Origin of the sequence: Desulfosarcina widdelii (assembly GCF_009688965.1) — a bacterium.
GTDB lineage: Bacteria > Desulfobacterota > Desulfobacteria > Desulfobacterales > Desulfosarcinaceae > Desulfosarcina > Desulfosarcina widdelii.
Genome location: NZ_AP021875.1, coordinates 4,492,279 through 4,517,513 on the forward strand (window position 1 = coordinate 4,492,279; position 25,235 = coordinate 4,517,513).

19 protein-coding genes are annotated in these 25,235 nt (G+C 48.2%); 12 read left to right on the plus strand and 7 right to left on the minus strand.

Translation table 11 applies throughout. The features are described 5' to 3' along the window. Nucleotides 1–86: 86 nt before the first annotated feature. Nucleotides 87–962 carry an ATP phosphoribosyltransferase gene (gene hisG, locus GN111_RS20620; protein WP_155305559.1) on the minus strand — a complete coding sequence of 292 codons (876 nt, stop codon included), beginning with the start codon at nucleotides 960–962 and terminating at the stop codon, nucleotides 87–89. Further along, on the minus strand, nucleotides 959–1,336 hold the full coding sequence (gene hisI / locus GN111_RS20625; protein WP_155305560.1) for a phosphoribosyl-AMP cyclohydrolase: 378 nt from the start codon (nucleotides 1,334–1,336) through the stop codon (nucleotides 959–961). Before hisI ends, hisG begins: the two co-directional genes overlap by 4 nt. A 217-nt stretch (nucleotides 1,337–1,553) precedes the next feature. Between hisI and GN111_RS20630 the strand changes: the two genes are divergently transcribed. From GN111_RS20630 to GN111_RS20640, 3 genes are all read left to right on the plus strand, one after another. Continuing rightward, entirely contained in the window at nucleotides 1,554–3,959 is a 2,406-nt protein-coding gene (locus GN111_RS20630; protein WP_155305561.1) for a penicillin-binding protein 1A, read from the plus strand. A 93-nt stretch (nucleotides 3,960–4,052) separates the two neighbouring features. Continuing rightward, entirely contained in the window at nucleotides 4,053–6,515 is a 2,463-nt protein-coding gene (locus GN111_RS20635) for a sensor histidine kinase (protein WP_155305562.1), read from the plus strand. Next, entirely contained in the window at nucleotides 6,512–7,150 is a 639-nt protein-coding gene (locus GN111_RS20640) for a response regulator (RefSeq protein WP_155305563.1), read from the plus strand. Before GN111_RS20635 ends, GN111_RS20640 begins: the two co-directional genes overlap by 4 nt. Here the strand turns inward: GN111_RS20640 and GN111_RS20645 are convergent. Genes GN111_RS20645 through GN111_RS20655 form a run of 3 tightly spaced genes read right to left on the minus strand, consistent with a single transcriptional unit; the run spans nucleotide 7,137 to nucleotide 11,863 of the window. Continuing rightward, nucleotides 7,137–8,030: a HEAT repeat domain-containing protein gene (locus tag GN111_RS20645; RefSeq protein WP_155305564.1), complete on the minus strand. Its 894-nt coding sequence runs from the start codon at nucleotides 8,028–8,030 to the stop codon at nucleotides 7,137–7,139. The two genes, GN111_RS20640 and GN111_RS20645, sit on opposite strands and share 14 nt — an antisense overlap. Beyond that, the gene (locus GN111_RS20650) at nucleotides 8,020–8,412 is read right to left on the minus strand and encodes a hypothetical protein (RefSeq protein WP_155305565.1); all 393 of its coding nucleotides are present in this window, start codon (nucleotides 8,410–8,412) and stop codon (nucleotides 8,020–8,022) included. Before GN111_RS20650 ends, GN111_RS20645 begins: the two co-directional genes overlap by 11 nt. A gap of 37 nt (nucleotides 8,413–8,449) precedes the next feature. Next, nucleotides 8,450–11,863: a UvrD-helicase domain-containing protein gene (locus tag GN111_RS20655; RefSeq protein WP_155305566.1), complete on the minus strand. Its 3,414-nt coding sequence runs from the start codon at nucleotides 11,861–11,863 to the stop codon at nucleotides 8,450–8,452. A gap of 250 nt (nucleotides 11,864–12,113) precedes the next feature. On the opposite strand from GN111_RS20655, the gene rdgC reads away from it, so the two are divergent. The 4 genes from rdgC to gyrB all read left to right on the plus strand — a co-directional run bounded on the left by rdgC (nucleotide 12,114) and on the right by gyrB (nucleotide 17,018). Next, entirely contained in the window at nucleotides 12,114–12,728 is a 615-nt protein-coding gene (gene rdgC, locus GN111_RS20660) for a recombination-associated protein RdgC (RefSeq protein ID WP_155305567.1), read from the plus strand. Nucleotides 12,729–12,738: 10 nt separating this feature from the next. Beyond that, complete coding sequence (locus GN111_RS20665; protein WP_155305568.1) at nucleotides 12,739–13,293, plus strand: hypothetical protein; 555 nt, start codon at nucleotides 12,739–12,741, stop codon at nucleotides 13,291–13,293. Between the two features lie 195 nt (nucleotides 13,294–13,488). After that, on the plus strand, nucleotides 13,489–14,607 hold the full coding sequence (gene dnaN / locus GN111_RS20670) for a DNA polymerase III subunit beta (protein ID WP_155305569.1): 1,119 nt from the start codon (nucleotides 13,489–13,491) through the stop codon (nucleotides 14,605–14,607). A gap of 5 nt (nucleotides 14,608–14,612) precedes the next feature. Then, nucleotides 14,613–17,018, plus strand: coding sequence for a DNA topoisomerase (ATP-hydrolyzing) subunit B (gyrB, locus tag GN111_RS20675; protein WP_155305570.1), 2,406 nt, complete (start codon nucleotides 14,613–14,615; stop codon nucleotides 17,016–17,018). Between the two features lie 341 nt (nucleotides 17,019–17,359). Here the strand turns inward: gyrB and asnS are convergent, their stop codons facing one another. Both asnS and GN111_RS20685 read right to left on the minus strand, forming a co-directional pair. Then, nucleotides 17,360–18,745: an asparagine--tRNA ligase gene (gene asnS, locus GN111_RS20680; protein ID WP_155305571.1), complete on the minus strand. Its 1,386-nt coding sequence runs from the start codon at nucleotides 18,743–18,745 to the stop codon at nucleotides 17,360–17,362. Then, nucleotides 18,739–20,166, minus strand: a complete 1,428-nt coding sequence (locus GN111_RS20685) for a Do family serine endopeptidase (protein ID WP_155305572.1) — start codon at nucleotides 20,164–20,166, stop codon at nucleotides 18,739–18,741. Before GN111_RS20685 ends, asnS begins: the two co-directional genes overlap by 7 nt. Before the next feature lie 44 nt (nucleotides 20,167–20,210). On the opposite strand from GN111_RS20685, the gene GN111_RS20690 reads away from it, so the two are divergent. The 5 genes from GN111_RS20690 (at nucleotide 20,211) to yidD (ending at nucleotide 25,218) form a co-directional block, all read left to right on the plus strand. Beyond that, the gene (locus GN111_RS20690) at nucleotides 20,211–22,730 is read left to right on the plus strand and encodes a TIGR03960 family B12-binding radical SAM protein (protein ID WP_155305573.1); all 2,520 of its coding nucleotides are present in this window, start codon (nucleotides 20,211–20,213) and stop codon (nucleotides 22,728–22,730) included. Then, nucleotides 22,723–24,264 (plus strand): Rne/Rng family ribonuclease, encoded by a 1,542-nt coding sequence (locus tag GN111_RS20695; protein WP_155305574.1) that lies wholly within the window; start codon nucleotides 22,723–22,725, stop codon nucleotides 24,262–24,264. The genes GN111_RS20690 and GN111_RS20695 overlap by 8 nt, the downstream gene beginning before the upstream one ends. A gap of 169 nt (nucleotides 24,265–24,433) precedes the next feature. After that, a complete protein-coding gene (gene rpmH, locus GN111_RS20700) occupies nucleotides 24,434–24,568 on the plus strand; it encodes a 50S ribosomal protein L34 (RefSeq protein ID WP_155305575.1) in 135 nt (44 codons plus the stop codon). Nucleotides 24,569–24,707: 139 nt separating this feature from the next. Further along, entirely contained in the window at nucleotides 24,708–25,004 is a 297-nt protein-coding gene (rnpA, locus tag GN111_RS34470) for a ribonuclease P protein component (protein WP_435050919.1), read from the plus strand. Nucleotides 25,005–25,008: 4 nt separating this feature from the next. After that, nucleotides 25,009–25,218, plus strand: a complete 210-nt coding sequence (gene yidD / locus GN111_RS20710; protein ID WP_155305577.1) for a membrane protein insertion efficiency factor YidD — start codon at nucleotides 25,009–25,011, stop codon at nucleotides 25,216–25,218. Nucleotides 25,219–25,235: the final 17 nt, after the last annotated feature.

Sequence of the window (25,235 nt, forward strand, 5' to 3'; positions counted from 1 at the left end):
CCAGTCTTGTCAATATATTCTGAATGCCGGACCGGGTCCGGCATGACGCCTCTGCGACTTTTTACGAGACCACCTTTCTTGGATCACTAAATGATTTTGTTCAGCGGATACTCGATAATCCCCTCGGCGCCCTCCTTGAGCAACTCGGGGATCAGATCCCGCACCACCCCCGTGTCAACCACTGTCTCCACGGAGAACCAGTCGGACTGGTACAAAGACGCGATAGTGGGCGCATTTAGGCTGGGAAGCCGTCCCACAACCTGCTCCAGCTTATCCTGGGGCACATTCATCTTGATGCCCACCATTTTTTCCCCCAGCAGCGCGCCTTGCAGCAACAAGGCGATCTGTTCGATTTTATCCCGACGGTGCGGATCTTCCCAGGCTTTCCGATTGGCGATCAACTGGGTGTTGGTCTGCATGAGTTCGTGAATGATGCGCAGGCCGTGGGCCTTGATCGTGCTGCCGGTTTCGGTGACCTCAACGATGGCGTCCGCCAGGCCGGACACCACCTTGGCTTCGGTGGCGCCCCAGGAAAATTCCACATCCACGGAAATTCCGCGGTCCTGGAAATAACGCTCGGTAAAGGCCAACAGTTCGGTGGCGATTTTTTTGCCTTTCAGATCCTCAAGGGTTCGGATGGGAGAATCGTAGGGAACCGCAAGAACCCAACGGGCGGGACGCGCGCTGACCTTGGAGTAGATCAGGTCGGCCACCACATGGACATCGGAGCTGTTTTCGGCAATCCAGTCCTTGCCGGTGAGGCCGGCATCCAGGGTACCATCTTCCACATAGCGGGACATCTCCTGGGCCCTACAGATAGCGCACTGGATCGTGTCGTCGTTAATCTCCGGGAAATAACTGCGGTCGTTGACATTGATGGTCCAGCCGGATCGCTTGAAAAGAGCGAAGGTCGCTTTTTGCAAACTTCCCTTGGGGATGCCCAGCTTCAGTTGCGAGATCATTCTTTATACACCTCCTTGGGATCGAAAATCGGCTCTCCCAAAGTAACCAGACGGCCGTCGTCCACCTTCTGGTAAAAGCAACTGGCATAGCCGGTGTGGCAGGCTGCGCCTCCCACCTGATCCACCTTAAGCAAAACCGTGTCGCTGTCGCAGTCTACACGGATTTCCTTGACATTCTGAATGTGCCCCGAGGTGAGCCCTTTGACCCACAAGGTGTCCCGCGTTCGACTGTAGTAGGTTGCTTTGCCGGTTTTCAGGGTCTCTTCCCAAGCCTCCCGGTTCATAAAGGCCAGCATGAGCACGTCACCGGTCTTATAGTCCTGGGCGATGGCCGGTATCAGCCCCCCCATTTTTTCGAAATTCAGTTCGATCATATCCACTCCTTCGAAAAAAAAACAATTCTTTCGCTGTTCATCATGATTTCCCTGCTCCGCCGTCGGGTTTCGCGGCCAATAAATAAAACGATTAATTTAATCTCATCGTTTTTACGAGTCAATCTCTTTTTTATGTTAGCGTTTAGATAATCTTGCGAAAAAAAAAGAACTTTGTTAATGTATCACGTTTATTCACCAATGGATGGTCGATTTTGCCATGCCCAAAGAAAAAAGTGCTTCCGAGATTTTAAAAAAAAGAGCCCGCCGCCGCCCCAGGGCTCTTTTCGGGCGGCTGGTCAAATGGTCGCTGATCCTGACTGCCGTCATGATGCTGATGGGTGCCACCGCCATGGTGGGCGTCTATTTTTACCTGGTTGACGATCTGCCGAAAATCACTTCGCTGAAAGATTATCACCCCTCGATCATCACCACTGTTTATTCGGACGACAATCGCAAGATTGCTGAATTTTATAAAGAACGGCGCATCGTCGTGCCCTTGTCGAAAATCCCGATCCAGCTTCAACAGGCCTTCATCGCGGCGGAAGATGCGCGCTTCTACAAACACCAGGGCATCGATTTTTTCAGCATTGTGCGGGCCTTTATAAAAAATCTCGAGGCGGGAACCATCGTCCAGGGGGGCAGCACCATCACCCAGCAGGTGACCAAGTCGTTTCTGCTTACCCCTGAACGCAGCTATAAACGCAAAATTAAAGAGGCCATCTTGGCCTACCGCATCGATAAAACCTTTTCCAAGGAAGAGATTTTATACCTGTATCTCAACCAGATCTACCTGGGACACGGGGCCTACGGCGTCGAGGCCGCCGCGGAAAATTACTTTGGAAAATCGGTCAGCGAGCTGAACCTGGCCGAGTGTGCCATACTGGCCGGTCTTCCCCAGGCGCCCAGCCGGTACTCCCCGTTTCGCTTTCCGGAACGGGCCAAGCAGAGACAGATTTATGTGCTCAACCGCATGCTTGCCGAGGGCTTTATCGACAATACCGAGGTGTCCGAGGCCATCGACGTCGAAATGGATATCAAACCGCGTCGCAACTGGTATATCGAAGAAGTGCCTATCTACACCGAACATATCCGTCGATATGTCGAAAAAAAATACGGGCCGGATGCACTATACACCCAGGGACTGAAGATCTATGCGGCCGTCAACATCGAGATGCAAAAAGCCGCCAGAAAACAGATGCAGAAAGGATTGCGCGATCTTGACCACCGCTTGGGCTACCGCGGTCCGGAAGACCATCTGGCGCCCGAAGAAATCGAAACTTTCAACGAACGAATCCAAGCGACCTTACAGGAAACCCCTTTGGCCGAAGGCTCTTTGACCAAAGGGGTGGTTATCGATGTGAACGACAAGGCCGGAACGGCTACGGTTCGCATGGGGGAGGTCCGCGGGATGTTGTCCGTCGAGGATATCAGCTGGGCGCGCAAACCCAACCCTAAACTCGCCTATTACCAGGCCAAGGTAAGAAGAGTAAGCCAGGTGCTGAAAACCGGCGATGTCATCCAGGTGAAACTGGGCCGACAGAAAGAAAAATCCGAAGTCTGGCCCCTTACGCTGGAACAGACCCCAGAAGCCCAAAGCGCTCTTTTGTGCATCGAAGCGGAAACCGGCCTGGTGAAAGTGATGGTGGGCGGCCGCGATTTTATGCAAAGTCAGTTCAACCGTGCCATTCAGTCCCGTCGTCAGCCGGGTTCGGCCTTCAAGCCCATCATTTACGCCGCCGCCCTGGACAAAGGCTTCACCCCGGCAACCACGATTATCGACTCTCCCATCGTATTCAAAGACGAGGCCAACGATTTTACCTGGAAACCCAAAAACTACGGTAAGAAGTTTTATGGCCCGACCCTGCTTCGCACAGCGTTAGCCAAATCGCGCAACGTGGTCACCATCAAGATTCTCCAGGAAATCGGCATCGATTATTGTATCGATTACGCCCGAAAGCTGGGCATCCAGTCCGAAATGCCCCGGGATCTTTCCATCGCTCTGGGTTCTTCCGGAATCTCCCTGCTGGAACTGGTCAACGCCTACGCCGTTTTCGCCAACCAGGGATATCTGGTGGAACCGGCTTTTATCACTAAAATCGAAGACCGTGACGGCAACATCCTGGAGGAGATGAATCCTTCCCGGGAGCGGGTTATCGATAAAAGCACCGCCTACATCATGACCAGCCTGCTGGAAAGCGTGGTAAAAGAGGGTACCGGACGCCGGGTGAACGCCTTGAACCGACCGGTAGCCGGGAAAACCGGCACGACCAACGACCTTCAGGATGCCTGGTTCGTCGGTTATACCCCGCGTTTCATATCCGGGGTCTGGGTGGGGTACGACAATGGAAGAACCCTGGGCAAAGGAGAAACCGGTTCGCGTACCGCCAGCCCGATCTGGCTGGGATTCATGGACGCCATCTTAAAGGACAAGCCGGTACAGATGTTCCAGGTACCCGAGGGCGTTGTCTTTGCCAAAATCGACGCGCAGACCGGGCTTCTGCCGATCCCCGAATCCCCGAAAACCCGGTTCGAGTGTTTCAAGGAAGGAACCGTCCCGACCGAATACACAAAAAAACCGGATACCATCGTGGATGCCGAGTCTTTTTTCAAGTCCGACATGTAAACAACCACACACCCGACAGATCGTTATGGGGTCCCGATTCCGCGGGAATGACATGTCCGGTGGCTTTTTGCGAGACGGTCAACGCTTGATTCGATGAAACTACGATCCATACTGCGGGTTCTCTCTCTGCTGGCGTTTCTTTCGGCCAGCATAGCCGGTTATTTTTACTACAGCCATCTTCAGGAGTACGCCTTTCAGCAGGCCGAGCGCACCGCCATCGACAGCCTGCAGACCACCAAGAAAAACCTTTCCTCTTTTTTTTCCGAAAACACCAAACCCATTCGCGTTTTAGCCGGCATGCAGCCTCTGGTTGACGTTCTGGTCCAAAAAACCCCGGAACGGTTAGAGGCCGCCAACGGCCTGCTGGACCTGTTTAAAAAAACCCTCGATGTGGATGTCTGCTATCTCATGGACACCAACGGCGAAACCATCGCTTCGTCCAACCGCCACGCAAAGGACAGTTTCGTGGGTATGAATTTTTCCTTCCGGCCCTATTTTCAGGATGCCATGCAAGGGCTGCCGGGCAGCTATCTAGCCTTGGGCACCACCTCTCTCAAACGGGGTGCGTACTACAGCTATCCCATCTACCATGAAAGCGTCGACACACCCATCGGTATCGCCGTAATCAAAGCTTCCATCTTCTTCGTCGAAAAAGAACTGTCCCACGACGAAGCCAGCATCCAACTGGTGGTGGACCCCCAGGGGGTGATCTTCATCTCCAGCCGCAAGGATTGGCTCTACCAACTTCTGTGGCGCCTGGAACCGGATGCCATCGAACGGTTACGAGACAGCCGACAATTCGGCAAAGGCCCCTGGCAGTGGATCGGGTTTCAAAAAAGAGACGAAAATCATGTGATCAATGCCAACGGGAAAAAGTATCTTTTTCACCAGATTGAAGTGGACGATTACCCCGGTTGGCAAATCGTCCATCTGTATGACGTCCAAGAGGCATCGAAACAGGTTGCCGAACCGCTTTCCAAAATCATCCGTCCGATCATCGTGGTGCTGTGCTCCCTTCTGGGCGCATCGATCTTCTTCCTGTACCGAAAGGCCAGCCTGGAACTCTCCCGGCGGCGCAGCGTGGAAAAGGCCCTGAGAAAAAGCGAAGAGCGATACCGCTCTTTATATCATCACACGCCGGCCATGCTGCACTCCATTGACGAAAACGGCTACCTGCTCAGTGTCAGCAACTACTGGTCCGAAGCCTTGGGCTATACCCGAAAAGAGGTTATCGGAAAAAAATTTACCGACTATCTCACCCCGATGTCCCGCAGATATGCGGAGGAAGAGATCATCCCCGCCTTTTTTAAAAAAGGCTTCATCAAAAACATCCCTTACCAGTTCATCAAGAAAAACGGCGAAACCATCGAGGTGCAGTTATCCGCCATCACCGACCGCGATGAGCAACGCCAAACGGTCCGTTCCCTGGCCGTTTCCATCGATGTCACCGAACGCAACCAGGCTGAACGGGCTTTGAAAGAAGCCAAAGAAGCCCTGAGCAGTTACTCCAGAACGCTGGAAAGTCAGGTTCGCAAGCGCACCCGGGAAATCTCGGGGATTCTCCAATACACGCCGGCGGTAATCTATATCAAGGATGCCGACGGCAGATACACCATGGTCAACTCACGATTCGAAGAGCTTTTCAATGTCCGTTCCGCAGACGTTCGCGGAAAGACTGACCAGGACTTTCTGGCACCGGAAACAGCGGAACTCTTTTTGAAAAACGATCCCCAAGTGCTCCGCCACAAGCGGTCGCTGCAGGTTGAAGAAAACATTTCCGTCAACGGAGCTATCCATACCTATCTGAGCACCAAGTTTCCGCTTTACGATGGCAAAGGCAAGGTTACGGGGATTTGCGGCATTGCCACGGAGATTACCGCTTTGAAAAAGGCCCAGGAGCGGTTGCAGCGGCTTTCGGGCAGCATTATGGCAGCCCAGGAAAAGGAGCGTGCTTACCTGGCCAGCGAACTCCACGACGAACTGGGCCAGGTGCTTACCGCCCTTCGCATGGAAGCCGTATGGATCCGAAATCGGGTCAAAACTTCCGATCCAGCTGCTTCTTCGCGTGCGTTGACAATGTGCGAACTCATCGATACAACCATAGAGGAAGTCCGCGGTCTGGCCATCCGTTTGCGGCCGGGCGTTCTCGATGACCTGGGGCTGGTGGAAGCCATCGAGTGGCACACCGCCGATTTCGAGAAGCGATCCCAAATCGCATGCGTCTTCGAACACGACAAGGGCCCCGAAATTCGCGGCAACATTGCCACGGCCGCCTATCGCATCACCCAGGAAGCCCTTACCAATGTGGCCCGCCATGCGGAAGCGACCCGGGCCAAGGTTTCCCTGGCTATCCGCCGCGGCAGGTTGCGGCTGACCATCAAGGACAATGGCAAAGGGTTCGATCCGGAATCGTTGGGAGAATCGGATGGGTTGGGCCTGGCCAATATGCGCGAACGTGCCAATCTGGTGGGGGGGCTTTTCACCGTTTCCTCCCTGCCCGGGGTCGGAACGACCGTCTATTTCAGGGTTCCCCTGATGGAAGAGACGCAATTATGATCCGGGTACTTCTTGCCGACGATCACAGCATCGTGCGCGCCGGTCTTCGTCGAATCGTCGAAGAGAGCGGGGATATTGAAGTGGTGGCCGAGGCCTCCGACGGACGGGAAGCGGTGCTAGCGGTTCGCAGGGAAAAGCCCGATGTCGCGGTGATCGACATTTCCATGCCGGTGTTGGACGGTCTGGAGGTCATCACCCAACTGAAAAGCGAAATCCCGGAAGTTCCCATTCTGGTTCTAACCATGCACGAAGAACATCAATATGTAGTACGGGCCATCGAGACCGGGGCCATGGGCTATATCACCAAACAAAGCGCTCCGGAACAACTGGTCAAGGCCATTCGAAAAGTCCACTCCGGATCTCTTTTCCTTACGGATGAAGCCGCCGAAGCCCTGGCGCTGCGGGTCGCAAAAGGTAGCCAGCCCCAAAGCCCCCTGGACACCCTGTCCACGCGGGAGTTGCAGGTACTCCGGCGCTTGGCCTTGGGCAACACCAACCGGGAAATTGCCGAGGCATACCATATCAGCATTAAAACCGTGGATACCTACCGCTTCCGCCTGCTGAAAAAACTGAACCTGCGCAACAATGCCGACCTGTCCCGCTTTGCCATCCAAAACAGCCTTATCGAAGCGTAGATTGATTTTCCCGTAAAAGGCGAATGACCGACTGTCGGACCCGTGGGTCGTTATCGTCAAGCAATCCGTGCAGAATCTCTTGCAAGGGTTCATATTCCGTCGGATCCAGGGCTTCCAGATTTTCCAGTACCTGCCGGCGGATAACGGGGTCTTTTTTGGTCAGCATCCGGCGGTAGATGGAAAGCACCGTGGGTGAGTATGGAATCATGGTCAACGCCGAGAGGATATCCGGAACCAATTCCGGAGAAAGATCGTCCAGACAATTCAGATAGATGCTTTCCACCCGGAAAAATTTTTCCCCGAATCGCCAGAGGTTCAATAAAATACTGCGGCGCTCCTCGATACTTCCACTTTTCAGTCGTTTGGTGAAAAAATCAAAGACATGGGGATCGCCGACCGAAGACAATGCCGCAATCACAGCGGCCTGAACGTCAATATCCGGGTCCTGCAAATGGTCCATGAGGGCAGGGACTGCCCGATGATTCCCCTCCCAACCCAGCGCCAGGGCACAAGCACCGCGAACCGTCGTTTCCGGATGGTTTAAATTCTCGATCAAGGCGGTATTCAGTTCCTCCGGGTCCTCGCTGAGAGAAGCGGCCAGACCTAGCTGAACGGCTGCCAAGCGGCAGACGGCTTCATCCCCGGCGGATGTTGTCACCAGATGAAACAAAGGCCATAAGACCCGGTCTTTGCCGGCAGCGCCTAACAGGGGTAGGATTTTCAGCTTCAGGGAAGCGTCTGCGTGGGGCAGCGCATCGATCAGGATCGTAATCGAACCAGGCGTTTCGTCCAAAAACGCCTCCATATCAGATAGATACACCATTGCCTTGTTCAGCAGTCGCCCACTGCGATCCAGAGGAACGAGATTTTTATTTTTCATGGTATGGATGCTGCCGGCTTTTATCCCTGAACGCCTTGAGTATGGTTCGGGCAGCGAAGGTGTCACTGGCACAATAGGTCAGGCCCGTCTGAAGGGCCCGGTTGCAGATATCCTTGACGATCTTATCTTTTGCCTCTTCACTGATAAAATTGCGCTCTTTTTTCTGGCTGAAAATGACTTCTTCTCCCAATGTATCCAGGATCGCTTTAAATTCCCCATCATCGACGGATCCTGTCGCGAACCACTTTTTTTGGACAGGAATGCGGATTTCAACGCGAATGTTAATATACCAGCGATCAGCCGCAATCTTTTTGGAATTGTCCACAAACACCATGGTCAATCCATTTTTCAATTCATGGCTGGCAAGAGGAACCGTTGTCATTTTTTCCTTTCCAATTCAAGAGATGTAATTTTAACGGTTAAAAAAGTGAAAGCTGTTGCTGGGCCGGTGCTTCGGCCTTTTTCCAGGGCTTTTGGCGATAGCGCTTATAGTTGTCTTCGATTTCTTCGACAAACGGCGACCATTGACGCGTTTCGACCCGTCCGTTTATCCGCCTGCGTTTGGCTTTGGTTAGAAAAAGGTGCCGCTTAGCACGTGTCAGGGCCACATAAAAAAGGCGCCGCTCTTCTTGTGGGTCAGCAGGGCGTTTCACAGAAGAATAGGGGAGCCATGTATCCTCGCACCCGGAAATAAAAACAACCGGAAATTCCAAGCCCTTGGCGGCGTGCATAGTCATCAGGCTCACTTTTTCCACGCGGTGGTCGTATGTATCCGTGTTGCTGGAAAGTGCCAGTTTAGACAGAAAATTGGCCGAATCGGACCCACATTCTTCCGCCGTTGCAATGAGTTGTCGGTAACCGGCTTCAAAATAGGAATCCAACTTAAATTTTCGTTCTAATCCGGATTTTTCGTATATCCACTCTATGCGCTGTACAAGGGGCATGGCTTCCATCTGAAGCCGATCTTCAGTCAGTTGATTGGTAAAGGCATACAACCGTTGCTGACGGGGTTTGCCCAATTTCGGGATGGGGAGCCGACGCGCCCGGGTCAGGGCCTCCGTTACAGAAAGATCGTTGCGATAGGCCCATTTTTTCAGGATTTCCAGAGCCTTGGCTGAAGGAGATGAATGTACGATTTTTCCCATGGCGGCAATGTCGTCGAACAATCCCACGCCGTGAAAAACTTTGAAGGCCGCAACAATGGACTGGATACCGGGATGCTCCAAAACCGTTCGACGATCCACCCGCTGGCAGGGAATACCCGCTTTTTCCAGGATGGTTCCGATCACCTCTGCCTGACTGCGGGTACGAAACAAAACGGCAATATCGGCAAAACCGAAATAATCTCCTTCATGGTTGCCGTCCACTGCTCCTGAATCCAGGGAAAAAAAACCGGTTCCCCCCACCATTTTTTCAATGGTTTTGCCAATGGCAACGGCCTCCGATTTTTCCGTTTCCGCCTCTACGACCGCGATGGTGCGGCGGCCTTCGATATCTGAATAAACCCTTTTCCGGCCGCTATCGGAAATCAATTGCGGGTTGTTGCAAATAATCTGGGTGGACACTTCCAGGATGGCTTGCGTAGATCTATAATTTTGGGTCAGAAACAACGTCCTGGTTGTCGGATAATCCTTCTTGAACCAATCAAAACAGCCCATTTCCGATCCTCGGAACCCGTAAATGGACTGATCCGGATCACCGATGATGTTAACCTTGGCCTCAGCGCCGGCGAGCAGCCTCACCAGACGATACTGCCCGGCGTTGATATCCTGGTATTCGTCGATGAAAATATCCGTGTAACGGCCGACATATTGCTCGCCAACGGCAGGATCGTTTTCCAGCAGCTTTGTGGAACGGAAAATCAGGTCTTCGAAATCGGCCAGATGGTTGACCTTCATCAACTGCTCGTAGGTCGTGTAGCACCGACTGAAAAAGGGTAGAAGGTGTAAGGGACAGACATCGTTCAATCGATCCCCATTAAAAATCATTTTCTGTTTGGCTTCCACAATCCACCCGATCAGATCGTCCGACGTAAAACCGTCCTCTTTTGGGTTAACTCCATTGATTGCAAGGGCTTCGCCGGCCAATCCTTTTCTGCTTTTTTCGTCGATTACGGTCAAGAATCCTTTTTTTATGGAATTGGCTATAATTTGATAGCCCAAAGCATGAAAGGTACCCACGAAAGGAAGAGATTGTGCGCTTCCCAACAGCGCACGCAGGCGGTCTTTCATTTCGGTTGCAGCCTTGTTGGTGAACGTTACCGCCAGTATGCGCTGACCATCGCCCCCGTTTTGGATCAGCCGGGCGATTTTTTGGGTCAGGGTGCGGGTTTTTCCAGTTCCCGGTCCCGCAATAATCATCAATGGACCGGATGAATACTCTACCGCGGTCTGTTGTTCCGGGTTTAAGCGGATCTCAGGAACTGACGTTATCTTACTTGAGGCAACATTTGACGAAGGTGTTGCAGCGGGTTTTGATAAACCGTTTGCCAAGACGGATTGGACGGCTGCCGTTGCTTCTATTTTTTTTTCGAACGATGAAAAAAGGGTTCGCTGTCCAAGCAGTCGCTGCCTCTCCTCATCGGAAAATAGTTTGACGGTACCAAACAGACCGTCATAGCCGGGGGAAAAAGTAACCTGGTTGGCGCGCATACGTTCAATGGCTTCACTGAGAAGGGGTATCCCGGCAGTTTCGATCCGCTCCCGACTCATATCATGAAGAATATCGAATTCGCTTCCCAAGCCTTTCAACAAGGCCCGGTAGGTTTGCTGCACTTTCTTGGACCCTGCTCCCACCTGGAGTATTTCCGAAAGCAGATCTTCGAGTGGAATGAGCCGATAAAAGGGAAAGGCGCGCTCTGGACGGATGCCTTCGTCGCGTGTGGCGAGTTCTTCTACCCGGTGTAGAACCCCCAGGGTAAGCGGCTTTCCACAGACGGGGCATTTTCCCGAAAGCCTTTTTGTTTCAGCCGGTGTGAAGTAAACCGCGCACTTGCGATGGCCATCCACATGATACTTGCCCTCTTCAGGGTAAAACTCGAAAGTGCCGGCAAATTGATCCCGATCACCCGATTCCATGGCTAAGCGCATAGAATAGTAGTTTAATTCGGTTGTAAATATATTAGCTTCGCGACCCAGTTTGGCAGGCGAATGGGCGTCCGAATTAGATATCAGTGTAATATGGTCCAATCCGGAAACTCGCCAGTTCATGGCAGGGTCCGATGATAAACCGGTCTCCGCTGCAAAAATGTAAGGGCTTAAATCGCCGAAACATTCTTCGATGGAATTGAATCCGGATTTGGATCCCAGCATCGAAAACCAGGGTGTCCAGATATGGGCCGGGACGAAAAATCCATCTTGTGAAATTTCCAATGCAATTTCAAGAAGATCGTGGGCATCGAGACCGAGGATAGGCCTTCCGTCAGATTTTATATTGCCGATGGCATCCAGCTTAGCGTTGAATCGACGCACATCCTCCATTTTCGGGAAAAAAACAAGATTGTGGTTTTTGCGGGTGCTGTCTTTCTTTTTGTAAATATTACTTATTTCGCTGCTAAGAATAAATCGTACGGGAGCCCGGCACAGTGGTGGAACCTTTTCGTCGCAGCAGCGGGCGATCTCTTTTTTTAACCGATACAGTCCCGGTTCCGCGGACTCCAGTTTTTCCTTGATCAGGGAAAACCATTGCGGATGAGTGAAATCGCCGGTTCCAACGACACGAATCCCTTTGCGCTGAGCCCAAATATAAAGATGTTCGATATCGAGATTGCGGGACGTTGCCCTGGAAAATTTCGAATGAACATGAAGATCGGCGATAAACGGATCGAAAGTCATTTAATTTGTTTAAAATTTTAAAATTATTAAAAATATGAGCGTTTTTGTTTTTTGAACCATTCACGTCGATTTGTCAATAGGACCTCCAGTAGGAAAATATTGTTCTATCCCACTAAAATTATAGTATTATTATTATTAATTGATTATCTCTCGCTATGAATTAAAAAGAGCTTGAAAAAAGAACGAAAAAACGCTATATATATCTGTTTTTAAATAAAATTACACAAGATGCTGTATATAGGACCAAAAAATGGGTATTTTATCGTCCACGGTATCCATCACCCCCTACCGGGTTGAAGGAAAACTGGATCAGCCGATCATGGAAACGGTTGCCCGAGGGCTTAAAAAAAACGCCATCGAAGATATCGACAAAGATTCCGCCGACAGGGCCGTCGGCTGGGCTTGTTTCAATGAGCCTTTCAGCGTCGATTTCGATCAACATCCATTTGTCATCGGTACCCATTTTGTTTTCAGCATGCGAATCGACAAAAAAACCATTCCCGCCAAAGTAGTCGCGAAGTACCATGCCTTGGAAATGAAAAAGCGCCTGAAAAATAGCGGCCGGGAATTTTTAAGCAAAACCGAAAAAAAGGAAATCAAGGATCAGGTTCTTCACATGCTAAGCATGCGAATACCGCCAACTCCCAATATTTATGACCTGGTCTGGAATTACGAATCCAAGGAACTCTGGTTTTTATCCAATCTCAAAACCGCCAACGAAGAGTTGGAAACCCTTTTTACGCGGTCTTTCAAACTTAAATTGATCCGCTTGTTTCCGTATACCATGGCCCTCCTGACATCGCCATTGGATGCGGGGGAAAAAGACGCGGTCAACCAATTCACACCAACCCGATTCACGGAGTAGCGAGCTGCCGATGCTGGACGTTGCCGTTGCATACAACCGGTACAAATTCATTGGTCATGAATTTTTAACATGGCTGTGGTTTATCATCGAATCCGAGCCCGATGTTTTGCGAAAAGCGGATGAAACCCTGACATCCCTGACCATCGGCAATCGAATCGTTCTCGAAAACGCCATCAACGATGCAAGCGAAATCATCACCATCAAAGGAGACGATGCCGGACTGGAGGAAGGTCAGTTGTCCCTTCGCAAAGGGGCGGTGGTCATCGAAATCAACCTTTCCTACAAATCGGAAAATCAGGAATGGGCATTTACCCTGAAAGGAGAGAGTCTCAGTTTTTCGAGTCTCAAAGTTCCCGAAACCGGTCCCGTTGAAACCGGTGATGACATTGAAGGTATGGTTTTGGAAAAAATATATTTATATGAAAAGACAGTTCAGTTGATTCGCCGCCTTTTCCATCTTTTTGTAAAAACAAGATCGAGTGTAAAATGGAAAGATAGCATCCTTCCAAAAATGAAAAAATGGATACAGGCTCCGCCCGATTCGATATTAACAGACGAACATTGAAATCCGGTCTATAATTTTTTAGTTATGAACAATTTTTTTGAATGAGCCAAATTCAACCATTTGCGAACGGGAACTCAATGATTTATTAACATTCTAAACAATAATAATATTAATACATATCAATATTTTAAAATATTATTGACATTTTGTCAGCTCTAACTACAAAAACAATATTTTAAAAAGGAATTCTTTATTATGAAATTTGTAATCAACAAATTCCAAATTGTTAATGTGCTGGCAAAGGTACAGGGATTGACCGGACGACGGAGCAATCTTGCCATTACCGAAAACGTTTTGATTCAATCAGCCTCAGAAGGAATTCGACTGACGGTCACCGATCTGGAAACCGGATTTGAAGGATTTTATCCAGCCGCGGTTGAAAAAGAAGGAGCCATCGCCGTTAGTGCTAAAAAATTATTTGAAATTATTAGAGAATTTCCATCAGAAGATATTCTTATCAATGAAGTCGAAAATCGATGGATCGAGATCGGTAATGACAAAGTACTATACCATATTGTCGGCATGAATCCCGACGACTTTCCGGAAACCCCCGTAATCAGCGAAGTGGATTTTTTTTCCATCGATGCTGCGTGTCTCGAGCGGATGATCGATCAAACAACGATTATTTCGGCAAGCGGAGACGAAAAAAGGGCGCATATCAATGGTGTCTACGTTGAACGCATTCATGGTGAGGAAAATGACAGCCTGCGTTTCGTTTCCACAGATGGCAGCCGTTTGAATTGTGTGAACCATCTTTTTCCGCCGGATACCAAAATTCCAGTTGGCGAAGGCGTTCTCGTTCCCAAAAAAGGTCTGAACGAAATCGCCAAATTTTTGGATATCGAGGGAGATGTCCAGATTGGTATCAAGGAAAGTAATTTTATTCTTAAAAAAGAAAAGGAAACCATTATTATCCGTATGCTGGAAGGAGAATTTCCAAAATACGAAGATATATTGAAAAAGGGAGAAGACCACCTCATCGGAATCGATAAACTTCAATTTTCAAAAATGCTGAAACGCATGTCGATTCTGGCCACGGATAACTATAAGGGCGCCGTTTTCACGTTTAAGGACAATAATCTGTCCGTCACAGCCACCAATCCCGATTATGGCGAATCCAAAGAAGATATGGAAATCGAATTTTCCGGTGAACCTATTGAAGCCGCGTTCAATCCCAAATTCTTTTCGGATGCCTTAAGCGTCATAAACGAGGAAAATGTGATCGTTAACATCGTGGACGGAAGCCGGCCATGTATTGTCGAAGCGGCCGAGGACAAAAATTTCATCAGTGTAATCATGCCAATGAGAATTTAAAATCAATGAACGAGAATTTCGATAATTACGATGCCAGCAGTATCGATGTTTTGGAAGGACTTGAACCGGTAAGGTTAAGACCTTCCATGTATATTGGAAATGTGGACGTCGCCGGTTTTCATCATCTTGTTTACGAGGTGGTGGACAACAGTATCGACGAAGCGATGGCCGGGTATTGCGACCGTATTCAGGTTACCATTCATCCGGACAACAGCATAAGCGTTGAAGACAATGGGCGTGGAATTCCGGTTGACATCCACCGAACGGAAAATGTGCCGGCAGTGGAAGTGGTTCTCACCAAATTGCATGCCGGTGGAAAGTTCGACAACGACAGCTACAAAGTATCCGGAGGTCTTCACGGCGTCGGAGTGAGTGTTGTTAATGCATTATCCAAGTTTCTGGAAGTTGAAATTTACTCCAAAGGGAAAAAATACTACCAGACCTATGAGCGGGGAATAAAAACAAGCGAACTGAAAATGGCGGGCGATACCGACAAAAGGGGAACCTGGATCCATTTTATTCCTGACGATCAGATTTTTACCGTTTCGGAATTTAACTACGACATTCTGTCCCGCCGATTGCGTGAACTGGCTTTTCTCAACAAAGGCGTAACCATCGATATTCGCGACGAGCGCTTCGATAAAGATGACAGTTATTGCTACGAGGGTGGCATCGTTTCCTTCGTGGAATATCTGAACAAACGGCATACGGCTCTTCACGAACCGGTGTTTATCGAGGGATACCGAAACGATGTTAATATCGAAGTAGCTATTCAATATAATGGAACGTACAAGGAAAATATTTTTTCTTTTGCTAATAATATCAATACGGTTGAAGGCGGTTTTCATCTAATCGGATTCAAGGCTGCGCTGACCCGATGCATCAACCAATATGCGGTTAACGGCAATCTTCCCAAGAATCTTTCAGCAAAAATAAGCGGCGACGATGTCAGGGAAGGCCTGACGGCGATCATCTCCGTAAGAATAAAATCACCTCAATTCGAAGGACAGACCAAAACCAAACTGGGCAACAGTGAAGTAAAAGGACTTGTTGAATCGCTCGTAAACGAAAAACTCAGCACCTTCATGGAGGAAAATCCCGCCGTAGCCCGGAAAATTATCGAAAAGGCGGTAGATGCAGCCAGGGCAAGGGATGCGGCCAAGCGGGCGAGGGATCTGGCAAGAAATAAAGGGGCGCTGATCGACTCCACCTTGCCCGGCAAACTGGCCGAGTGCCAGATATCCGATCCGGAAGAAAGGGAACTGTTTCTGGTCGAAGGGGATTCGGCAGGAGGATCGGCCAAGCAGGGAAGGGATAGAAAGTTTCAGGCGATTTTGCCCCTGAGGGGTAAAATTTTAAATGTGGAGAAAGCACGTTTCGATAAAATTCTGCGCAGTGAAGAGATCAAGAATATCATTACTGCCTTGGGAACCGGTGTTGGCAAGGAAGAATACAATATCGATAAAATCCGCTACCACAAAGTGATTATCATGACCGATGCCGATGTGGACGGATCGCACATCAGAACTCTGTTGCTAACTTTTTTCTATCGCCAGATGCCGGAATTGGTCGATAAAGGATATTTGTATATTGCTCAGCCGCCGCTTTTTAAAATAGGCAAGGGAAAAAGCGAATCCTATATGCAGGATGAAAATGAACTTAACGATTATATATTAAAAAAGAGTTGCGAAAAACGGGAAGTGCGCGTCGTTAACGGCAATATCGTTCTAAAAGATCATGAACTCTTTATTTTTCTTTGTAATTTAGCTGAATACGATGCAGCTATCGCCAAACTTGAAAATCGCGGATATCATGCTTCCATTATTGAAATTCTGCTCCAAAGCGATGTTCAGGATAAATATTTTTTCCAGGATCGAACTAATATAGAGGCATTAAAGGAAACATTCGAATCCAAAGGACATACCGTAGAAATGGTTTCCTGGAACGAAGAAGACGAACTTTTCGAACTTTCTGTGCGTTCCGAAAAGCAGAGTAAATTCGATAAAGCGGTAATTATCGGGCGAAGTGTTATCTATTCTTCCGATTTTCAAAAGTGTTTGTTGTTGCATAAAAAACTGATAACCGAAGATCAACCGCCATTTGAAGTTATTATTAAAGAAAGTGATACACCTCCCGTTGTTCTGGAAGACAAGCGGGTTCTTCTGCGTCATCTTCTCGAAGACGGTAAGAAAGGTATTCACATCCAACGATACAAGGGTCTTGGTGAAATGAATCCCGAGCAGTTGTGGCAGACAACCATGCATCCGGACAAGCGTAATCTATTAAAAGTAACAGTAGAAGACGCGGTTGAATCAGACGAAATTTTTACAATCCTCATGGGTGACGAGGTCGAACCGAGACGGGATTTTATTCAAAATAATGCCCTGGAAGTCAGTACACTGGATATTTGATTTTCAGAAAACGAATGACCAGTAAAAAAGAACCCCTGATTTTGTTAAAAATCAGGGGTTCTTAATGGGTGCGCTCTTTAAATAACAATTTTAAGCTTCCGCATCAGCTTCCGCATCAGGTTCGAATTTTAGAGCATCAGGTTTAGTGGCAACTTCAGAGGGAGGTGGGTGTTTTAAAGAGCAGTTATTGACTCGCATAAACAATTATGGTTGTCAATGCCTTTTTACTGAATTAAAAATATTTTTATATGTAACATATTGTAAAAATTGGTATATATTATACGCAAAAATTCATTTTTTATAAATATATTGGGTACTTTTTACTTCTTTTTCCAAATGAATCAGAAATCAATACTTCCGGGAGTCCTGGGAAAAGGAATGACGTCCCGGATATTGGATATACCGGTAACCAGCATTAAAAGGCGTTCAAAGCCCAGACCGAATCCGCTGTGGGGTACTGTGCCGTAGCGCCTCGAGTCCAGATACCACCAATAATTCTCTTTCGAAAGACCAGCTGATTCCATTCGCTTTTCAAGGATATCCAATCTCTCTTCACGTTGGCTTCCGCCGATCAACTCACCAATTCGAGGCACCAGAATATCCATGGCGCCTACAGTTTCGTTGTCATCGTTCAATCTCATGTAAAAAGGTTTAATGGTTTTTGGATAATCGTAAATAATGATCGGCTTTTTGAAATGGTTTTCGGTCAGATAACGTTCATGTTCGGATTGAAGGTCCGACCCGTGGGAAACTGTAAAATCGAAAGAATGTTTGGATGCCAGCAGAATATCCACAGCCTCTTTGTAAGGAATGCGAACGAATTCGGAGGAGACTATATTTTCCAACGTTTTTAGCAGTGTTTTATCCACGAAGCGCGAAAATAGATCCAAGTCTTCCATGCAGTGGTCCATGGTAAAGGATACAAGATCTTTGATCAGGTCCTCGCCAAGGGACATATTGCCGTCCAGATCGCAAAACGCCATTTCCGGCTCAATCATCCAGAATTCGGCGACATGTCGGCTGGTGTTCGAATTTTCCGCACGGAACGTCGGACCGAAGGTATAAACGTCGCCCAGGGAAAGCGCCAGCATTTCTGCCGATAATTGTCCGGAAACGGTAAGGTTGGATTCTTGTCCAAAAAAGTCTTCGGAAAAAAGGCTTTTTACATCCGAGGATAAAGACAGCGATGGTTCCAGGGTGGTTACCCGAAAAAGTTCCCCTGCGCCTTCACAATCGGATCCGGTAATGACAGGCGTGTGGATGTAGCGAAATCCGCGCTTTCTGAAAAACTGGTGTACGGCCCAGGAAATTTCGGATCGAATTCTGAATACGGCGCCGTATTTGTTGGTACGGGGTCTCAGGTGAGCGATAGTGCGGAGATATTCGTCTGTATGGCGTTTTTTTTGGAGCGGATAGGTTTCAGGAGCCAGGCTGATCGTATCGACACGGGTTGCCTGAACCTCCCATTTCTGTCCGCCGCCGCGGGAGGCGACCAGATTTCCCCATACCGCAACGGCCGAGCCGGTTGTCAGTTTCCTTATTTCTGTATAATCCGATAAGTTCGCATCGACGACGACCTGCATGTTTTTAAGGCAGGAACCGTCGTTTATCTCGATAAACGAAAATGTTTTTGAATCCCGCTTGGTTCGAACCCAACCTTTTATTAATATATTTTCTATGGGTTGTTCGGTTTTCAAAAGTAAAGCGATTTTTTGTCTGGCTACCATTGGGATTCCCTCATAATTGCATTGATGGGGTAAAGTTGACCTTCCCGTTGAATCAGCAGCACAATGGAATACTTGCTGCGGTATTTGACAATAGCCGCGTTGAAATCGGAAAGATTGTCCACCGACTCTTCATCGATTCGGCGTATGATGTCACCTGGTTGAACACCGATACGGTCCAAATAGGAGCCGCGTTGCATTTTTACGATCAATACCCCTTTTTTTTCCGCGATATGGTATTTTGAACGAGTCGTTGTATCCAAATCTGCAACGGCGATTCCTAACTGATCCATGGTCAGTTCCGGTGCCAATTTTATAGGAAATGGTCGGGCATTGACCCGGACATTCATTTTTTTACCTTGTCTGGTTAATCCCACGGAAATCGTCTGTTTGGATGAAATACGCTTTAATTTCAATCGATAATCCGAGATGTTTGAAATGGTCGTATCGTCGATGGAGTGGATGACATCGCTTTCTTTCAATCCAGCTTCCTCCGCCGGACTTCCAGGGGTTACCCGGGAGACGATGACAGCCTGATTGTTTTCTAAATTCAGATAGGCGGACAGGCTGGCGTCGATGGGTTGAACCGTCAAGCCAATCCACGCCTGAACAACCGATCCGTAATGGATCAAATCGCTTACGATACGTTTGGCCCGGTTGATTGGAATGGCGAAACCGATTCCCTGGGCTTCGGCATAGATGGCCGTATTGATACCGATCAATTCCCCGTCGATGTTGAGCAACGGGCCGCCGCTGTTTCCGGGATTGATGGAAGCGTCGGTCTGAATAAACTCATGGTAGATGCGATCCGCGCTTTTTAAACTGCGATTGACAGCACTGATCACGCCGGTCGTCACCGTATGGGAAAAACCGAAAGGATTGCCGATGGCGATAACCGATTCGCCGATCATGATGTCGTCGGAATTTCCCATCTGGATGGACGGTAGAGTCCCGTCGGACTTAATTTTAAGGACAGCCAAGTCGGAATCCGGGTCCATGCCCACAATGGCCGCTTCGAATTCACGCTTATCATTGAGTGTTACACTGATGGAGGTGGCTTTTTCGATGACATGATTATTGGTCAAAACAAATCCGAGTTCGCCGTCGATGATTACACCTGAGCCAAGGCTGGTTCGCTTCTCCCGTCGTTCAAACTCGGGCGAAAAAAAATCCCGAAAAAATTTTTCCAGCATCGGATCCATTCTGTATCCCGAAAAAGGATTGGAATTCTTGCGGATTTCATATTCGGAACTTATATTAACCACCGCTGGCTGATTCTGGCGTACGGCTTTGACGACGTTATTTTCCCGGCTCGAAATATCACAGAAACCATTTTGAGCAGTAAGCGTAAAAATAATCGCCAGGGAATAGAAAAATCGTTTCAGCATTGTTTTTATGTTGATTTGATAGTCTATATTTGCCATCTCAACCTGTTTTTAACCCATAAAAATAAACAAAAATTTATAGCATGAGCGAATTAACCATTCAAGATTTCCTTCCCCTGGTTCAAATGCCCAGCCGGTACCTGGGAGGGGAAGTAAACAGTATCCATAAAAAATGGGAGAAAACCCGGCTGCACGTGTCACTGGCATTTCCAGATCTTTATGAAATAGCCACCTCCCATTTCGGTATTCAAATACTATACTCCATCCTCAACAAACAGGAAAGTATTCTGGCAGAGCGGGTGTTTGCACCGGCGGTGGATATGGAGGCGCATCTTCGGAAAAATAAAGAGGCGTTGAGTTCCCTTGAATCGCGGGTTCCCCTGCATCGGTTCGATATCGTAGGTTTCAGCCTGCTTTACGAACTGAATTACACCAATATGGTAAATATGTTGGATCTTGGAGGAATACCGTTTCTGGCAAAAGAAAGAGATGAAAGCCATCCGCTGGTTATCGCCGGAGGCCCCTGTATGTGCAATCCAGAGCCGGTGGCGGATTTTTTCGACGCCATTGTCGTGGGAGACGGGGAGCCCGTAATCCTGCAGATGACCGAAGCCTGGATGGATTGGCGTTCTTCGAACAAGGCTTGCAAAAAAGATCTGCTGATTGCCTGGTCGCAGATCAAAGGCGTTTATATTCCTTCTTTTTTCGAGCCGTCAAAGGAAACGGGATCCAATGGATATCTGATTCCGAAAGTTGAAAATTACCGGAAAATCGAAAGGTCTGTTGTCGCCGAACTTGACGAAGCCGATTTTCCCATCGATCCTATCGTGCCCTTTGGAAAACCGATTCATGATCGGCTGCGCATGGAAATCGCCAGGGGTTGCACCAGGGGCTGCCGTTTTTGTCAGGCCGGAATGATTTATCGGCCCGTACGGGAGAGGCACCCGCAAAAGGTTCTGGATTCCATAAAAAGATCGATGAAAGGTACCGGATACGAAGATCTGTCCCTGCTTTCTTTAAGTACCGGAGATTATTCCTGCGTTGCTCCTTTGATTAAAAAAATTATGGAATTTGGCAACAAGGATCGACTATCGGTATCCTTGCCTTCCCTGCGGGCCGGTTCGCTAACCCCGGAACTGATGGAATTGATTAAAAAAGTCAGGAAAACCGGATTTACCATTGCACCCGAGGCCGGCAGCCAGCGGTTGCGGGATGTTATCAATAAAAACATTACCGAAGCGGATATATTCGAAACAGTCCAAAATGCCTTTTCCCTGGGCTGGAAAATCATCAAACTTTATTTCATGGTCGGCCTGCCCACGGAAACCAGCGACGACGTTGCAGCCATTGCGGATCTGGTAAAAAGGCTCAGAAATACAATCCAGCAATCCGGAAAAAGACCCAGGATCAATGTCAGTGTCGCGACCTTTGTACCTAAACCGCACACACCGTTTCAATGGGAACCCCAGATCTCGCTTAAAGATGCGGTGGAAAAAATCAACTGGCTGAAAGACAAATTGAAACTTTCTGGAATTCATGTCAAATGGCAGGATCCGAGAGTCAGTATGATCGAAGGGGTATGGGCCCGCGGGGATCGTAAACTTGGCAACGTGCTGATCGATGCCTGGAAAAGCGGCTGCCGGTTCGATGGCTGGAGCGATTTTTTTGATTTTGATCGCTGGCAGGCGGTTTTTAAAAAAAACGAGATCCGGACAGCCGAATTCACCCTGGGTCCCTTTGCGACCCGGCAGCCTTTGGCCTGGGAGCATATCGATATGGGGGTTAAACGCTCTTTTCTGTTGCAGGAAAAAAAGCGTGCCTTTGAAGGTGTACTCACCGGCGACTGTCGCACCGGCGACTGCCGCTCTTGCGGCGTTTGCGATTTCGATCGCATCAAACCGGTTACGTTTCCCGAATGTTCTATTACCAGCGATGAAGAAAGCACACAGCGATTGGCTGGACAAAACGAAATGACAGCCAAATACCTGATGACTTTTAAAAAAATGGGACCGGCGAGATTTTTGGGACATCTGGAAATGGTTAAAATTTTTATTCGAAGTTTAAGGCGTGCCAGAATTCCCTTGAAATATTCAAAGGGGTTTCATCCCATGCCCAAGATATCGTTCAGGGATACCCTTCCCATGGGAATGCAAAGTGAAGAGGAACAGATGGTGTTGGTGCTGAACGAAGCCATGGCGCCGGAAAAACTTATGCTTCGTGTGGCAGGGCATCTTCCCGATGGTTTTGAAATCGTGGGATGCACAAGCTTCGAAAAGAAGTCAAGGGATTACGAAGTGTCGCACCAGCGCTATCATGTGGAATTAAGAGATGGATTTTTCAACCAAAAGGATTTAGACTCCTTTTTTGAAAACAAGGAACTCAAAATCGAAAAAAAGAATAAAAAAAGCAAACTGGTTGTCGTCGATTTAAAAAAGGCGGTTACCGAAATTGAACTGCTGGACCAGCGCCAGGCGCGGATGTCGCTTGGAAAGGATAATCAGCAGACGGTCAGGCCGGCCCAGGTGTTGAAAACGGTCTTTCATTTATCTGAATCGCAGATCCTTACCGCAGTGATTACAAAACAAAAAGGATGCCATGTATAAAAAAATAATCATTAACGTGGCTGACCATGAAACGCGTGTCGCTCTCGTGGAAGACGAAACCATTGCAGAATTGTTTATCGAACGGAAGGGAAGTCGAGACAATACCGGCAACATTTACAAAGGGCGGGTTCAGCGGGTATTGCCTGGAATGCAGGCGGCTTTCGTGGATATCGGGCTGAACCAGGCAGCTTTCATTTACGTCGACGATGTTATCAGAGAAAATTATAAAGAAATCGAAGAGCATTTCGCTTGCGATGAAGACGAAGAGAATAAAGCGCTTCAAGAGGAAACGCAGACGGCTTACCAACCCCGAACAGAAAATGAAAATATAGAGGATCTGATTACCGAAGGACAGGAAGTCCTTGTTCAGATATCCAAATCTCCCATCGGTACCAAGGGTGCAAGAATAACCTCCAACATTTCGCTGCCGGGACGATTTCTGGTCCTGATGCCCACATCCTCCCATATCGGCATATCACGGAGAATTGAGGATGAGACCGAACGGCAGCGGTTAAAGGATATTGTGGCCGAATTATCCAGTAACTCCGAAATGGGGTATATCGTCCGTACAGCGGCCGAAGGCGTCCAGAGTGAAAAAATTGCCTATGAAATGGGTTTTTTAAAAAACCTCTGGTGTAATATACAAAAAAAATACCAGACTGCTGCAACGCCGACGCTGCTCCACCAGGAATTGAATCTCAGCCTCAGAGCAGTCAGAGACCTGTTGATTCAGGAAGCCGAAAAGCTCGTTATCGATTCGAACAAGGATTACGAATCCGTATTGGCCTTCCTGGACACTTTCAATCCCTCTTTAAAGGACTCGGTGGACTTGTATGAGGGTAAAGAGCCCATTTTTGACGCCTACAATCTGGAGGGTGACATATCCAGGGCCTTGAAGCGGAAAGTATGGCTCAAATCCGGCGGATATGTCGTCATTGAACACACCGAAGCGCTGGTTGCGATTGATGTAAACACGGGGCGTTATGTAGGCAAACACAACTTGGAAGAGACCATTTTGAAAACCAATCTCGAAGCCGTTAAGGAGATTGCTTATCAAATCCGGTTGAGGGATATTGGAGGAATTATCATTATTGATTTTATCGATATGGAAAAAAAATCGAACCAGGAGAAGGTCTTTTCTGCACTGAACGAAGCATTCACCAAAGATAGAAGCAAAACCCATATTCTTCCCATTTCAGAAATGGGATTGATTCAAATGACCCGCAAAAGAACCCGTAAACCGCTGACGCGCCTGCTGTGCGATCCCTGCCCTTATTGTGAAGGAGAAGGGTATATAATATCTACAAAAACAATATGTTATTCAATCTATCGAGAGGTTTTGCGGTATGCTGCAGATATGACCGGTAGTCGGCTTACATTGCGGGTAAACCCGGAGGTCGCAGAGTTTCTGCATGGCGAAGAAAACCGGCTGGTGCCCAACCTGGAAAGGAAGATCGGAAAACAGATCGTGATCTATCCAGACAGTCGTTATCACATGGAAGCATTTGATATTATCGAATCTTTGGGCAAATAATGTCGTATGGGGCCATTAAGAAAAGGTAAAAGCGATTGAAAAGTATAGCGATGAAAAATGAAGATCCTTTAACTTGACATGATCTTTTTCCTATGGTTAAAATACCCGATTCAACTGAATAAACATGGCATGAAATAGCAATACATCATCGCAAAGAAGGAAACTAACAATGAAACGTACGTATCAACCCAGTAAAATCAAACGCGCAAGAACGCATGGATTCAGAAAAAGAATGTCCACCAAAGCAGGGCGTCGCGTCATCAACCGCCGGCGTGCCAGAGGAAGAAAACGGCTGTCTGCTTAACGGGATCGTTCATGAAGACCCTTTTCGTGGTATTTGATGGTTCACACCTTTCAAATCGAAAGAAAAAGGGTCTTTCTCGTTGAAACGACACACTTTTACCAAGGCTGATCGAATACGAAGACCATCGGAATACCGAACGTTGTCGAAAAATGGGAAGCGTCACTACAGTGACCATTTTATTATCATATCCCGAAAAAATCAGATTTTCAGATCTCGCCTTGGCGTAACAGTATCCAAAAAGGTCGGAAAGGCCGTAATAAGAAACAAAATCAAGCGACTTGTCCGCGAAACTTTTCGATTGAACAGAAACCGATTGCCGGAACAGGTAGATCTGAACGTTATCGCCAAAGCCTCGGCAGGTAAAACTGAGGTTGAGGAATTACAAAAAAACCTAATGCGGTGTTTTGAACATTTCGACACGAAAACCTCAAAATGATGCGATGAAAAAACTGGCGCAAATATTAATAAAATTGTACCAGATTTTGCTATCACCCGTTTTAGGACCGGCTTGCCGATTCGAACCGACCTGTTCAGAATATGCTTATCAGGCCATTTCCGCCCATGGTGTGATCAAGGGTGGTTGGCTTTCGATCAAACGCATACTGAGATGCCACCCGTTTCATCCGGGAGGATACGATCCGGTCCCGTAATCGCCTACTTCCAATCG

Excerpts from the sequence above, each read along its gene's own strand:
- GN111_RS20665 (WP_155305568.1), top strand. The coding sequence starts at position 12,739 with ATGCTGGACGTTGCCGTTGCATACAACCGGTACAAATTCATTGGTCAT.
- GN111_RS20695 (WP_155305574.1), top strand. The coding sequence starts at position 22,723 with ATGTATAAAAAAATAATCATTAACGTGGCTGACCATGAAACGCGTGTC.
- GN111_RS20635 (WP_155305562.1), top strand. The coding sequence starts at position 4,053 with ATGAAACTACGATCCATACTGCGGGTTCTCTCTCTGCTGGCGTTTCTT.
- rpmH (WP_155305575.1), top strand. The coding sequence starts at position 24,434 with ATGAAACGTACGTATCAACCCAGTAAAATCAAACGCGCAAGAACGCAT.
- GN111_RS20690 (WP_155305573.1), top strand. The coding sequence starts at position 20,211 with ATGAGCGAATTAACCATTCAAGATTTCCTTCCCCTGGTTCAAATGCCC.
- GN111_RS20655 (WP_155305566.1), bottom strand. The coding sequence starts at position 11,863 with ATGACTTTCGATCCGTTTATCGCCGATCTTCATGTTCATTCGAAATTT.
- GN111_RS20645 (WP_155305564.1), bottom strand. The coding sequence starts at position 8,030 with ATGAAAAATAAAAATCTCGTTCCTCTGGATCGCAGTGGGCGACTGCTG.
- GN111_RS20650 (WP_155305565.1), bottom strand. The coding sequence starts at position 8,412 with ATGACAACGGTTCCTCTTGCCAGCCATGAATTGAAAAATGGATTGACC.
- GN111_RS20640 (WP_155305563.1), top strand. The coding sequence starts at position 6,512 with ATGATCCGGGTACTTCTTGCCGACGATCACAGCATCGTGCGCGCCGGT.
- gyrB (WP_155305570.1), top strand. The coding sequence starts at position 14,613 with ATGAACGAGAATTTCGATAATTACGATGCCAGCAGTATCGATGTTTTG.
- GN111_RS20630 (WP_155305561.1), top strand. The coding sequence starts at position 1,554 with ATGCCCAAAGAAAAAAGTGCTTCCGAGATTTTAAAAAAAAGAGCCCGC.
- dnaN (WP_155305569.1), top strand. The coding sequence starts at position 13,489 with ATGAAATTTGTAATCAACAAATTCCAAATTGTTAATGTGCTGGCAAAG.
- GN111_RS20685 (WP_155305572.1), bottom strand. The coding sequence starts at position 20,166 with ATGGCAAATATAGACTATCAAATCAACATAAAAACAATGCTGAAACGA.
- yidD (WP_155305577.1), top strand. The coding sequence starts at position 25,009 with ATGAAAAAACTGGCGCAAATATTAATAAAATTGTACCAGATTTTGCTA.
- hisG (WP_155305559.1), bottom strand. The coding sequence starts at position 962 with ATGATCTCGCAACTGAAGCTGGGCATCCCCAAGGGAAGTTTGCAAAAA.
- asnS (WP_155305571.1), bottom strand. The coding sequence starts at position 18,745 with ATGGTAGCCAGACAAAAAATCGCTTTACTTTTGAAAACCGAACAACCC.
- hisI (WP_155305560.1), bottom strand. The coding sequence starts at position 1,336 with ATGATCGAACTGAATTTCGAAAAAATGGGGGGGCTGATACCGGCCATC.
- rdgC (WP_155305567.1), top strand. The coding sequence starts at position 12,114 with ATGGGTATTTTATCGTCCACGGTATCCATCACCCCCTACCGGGTTGAA.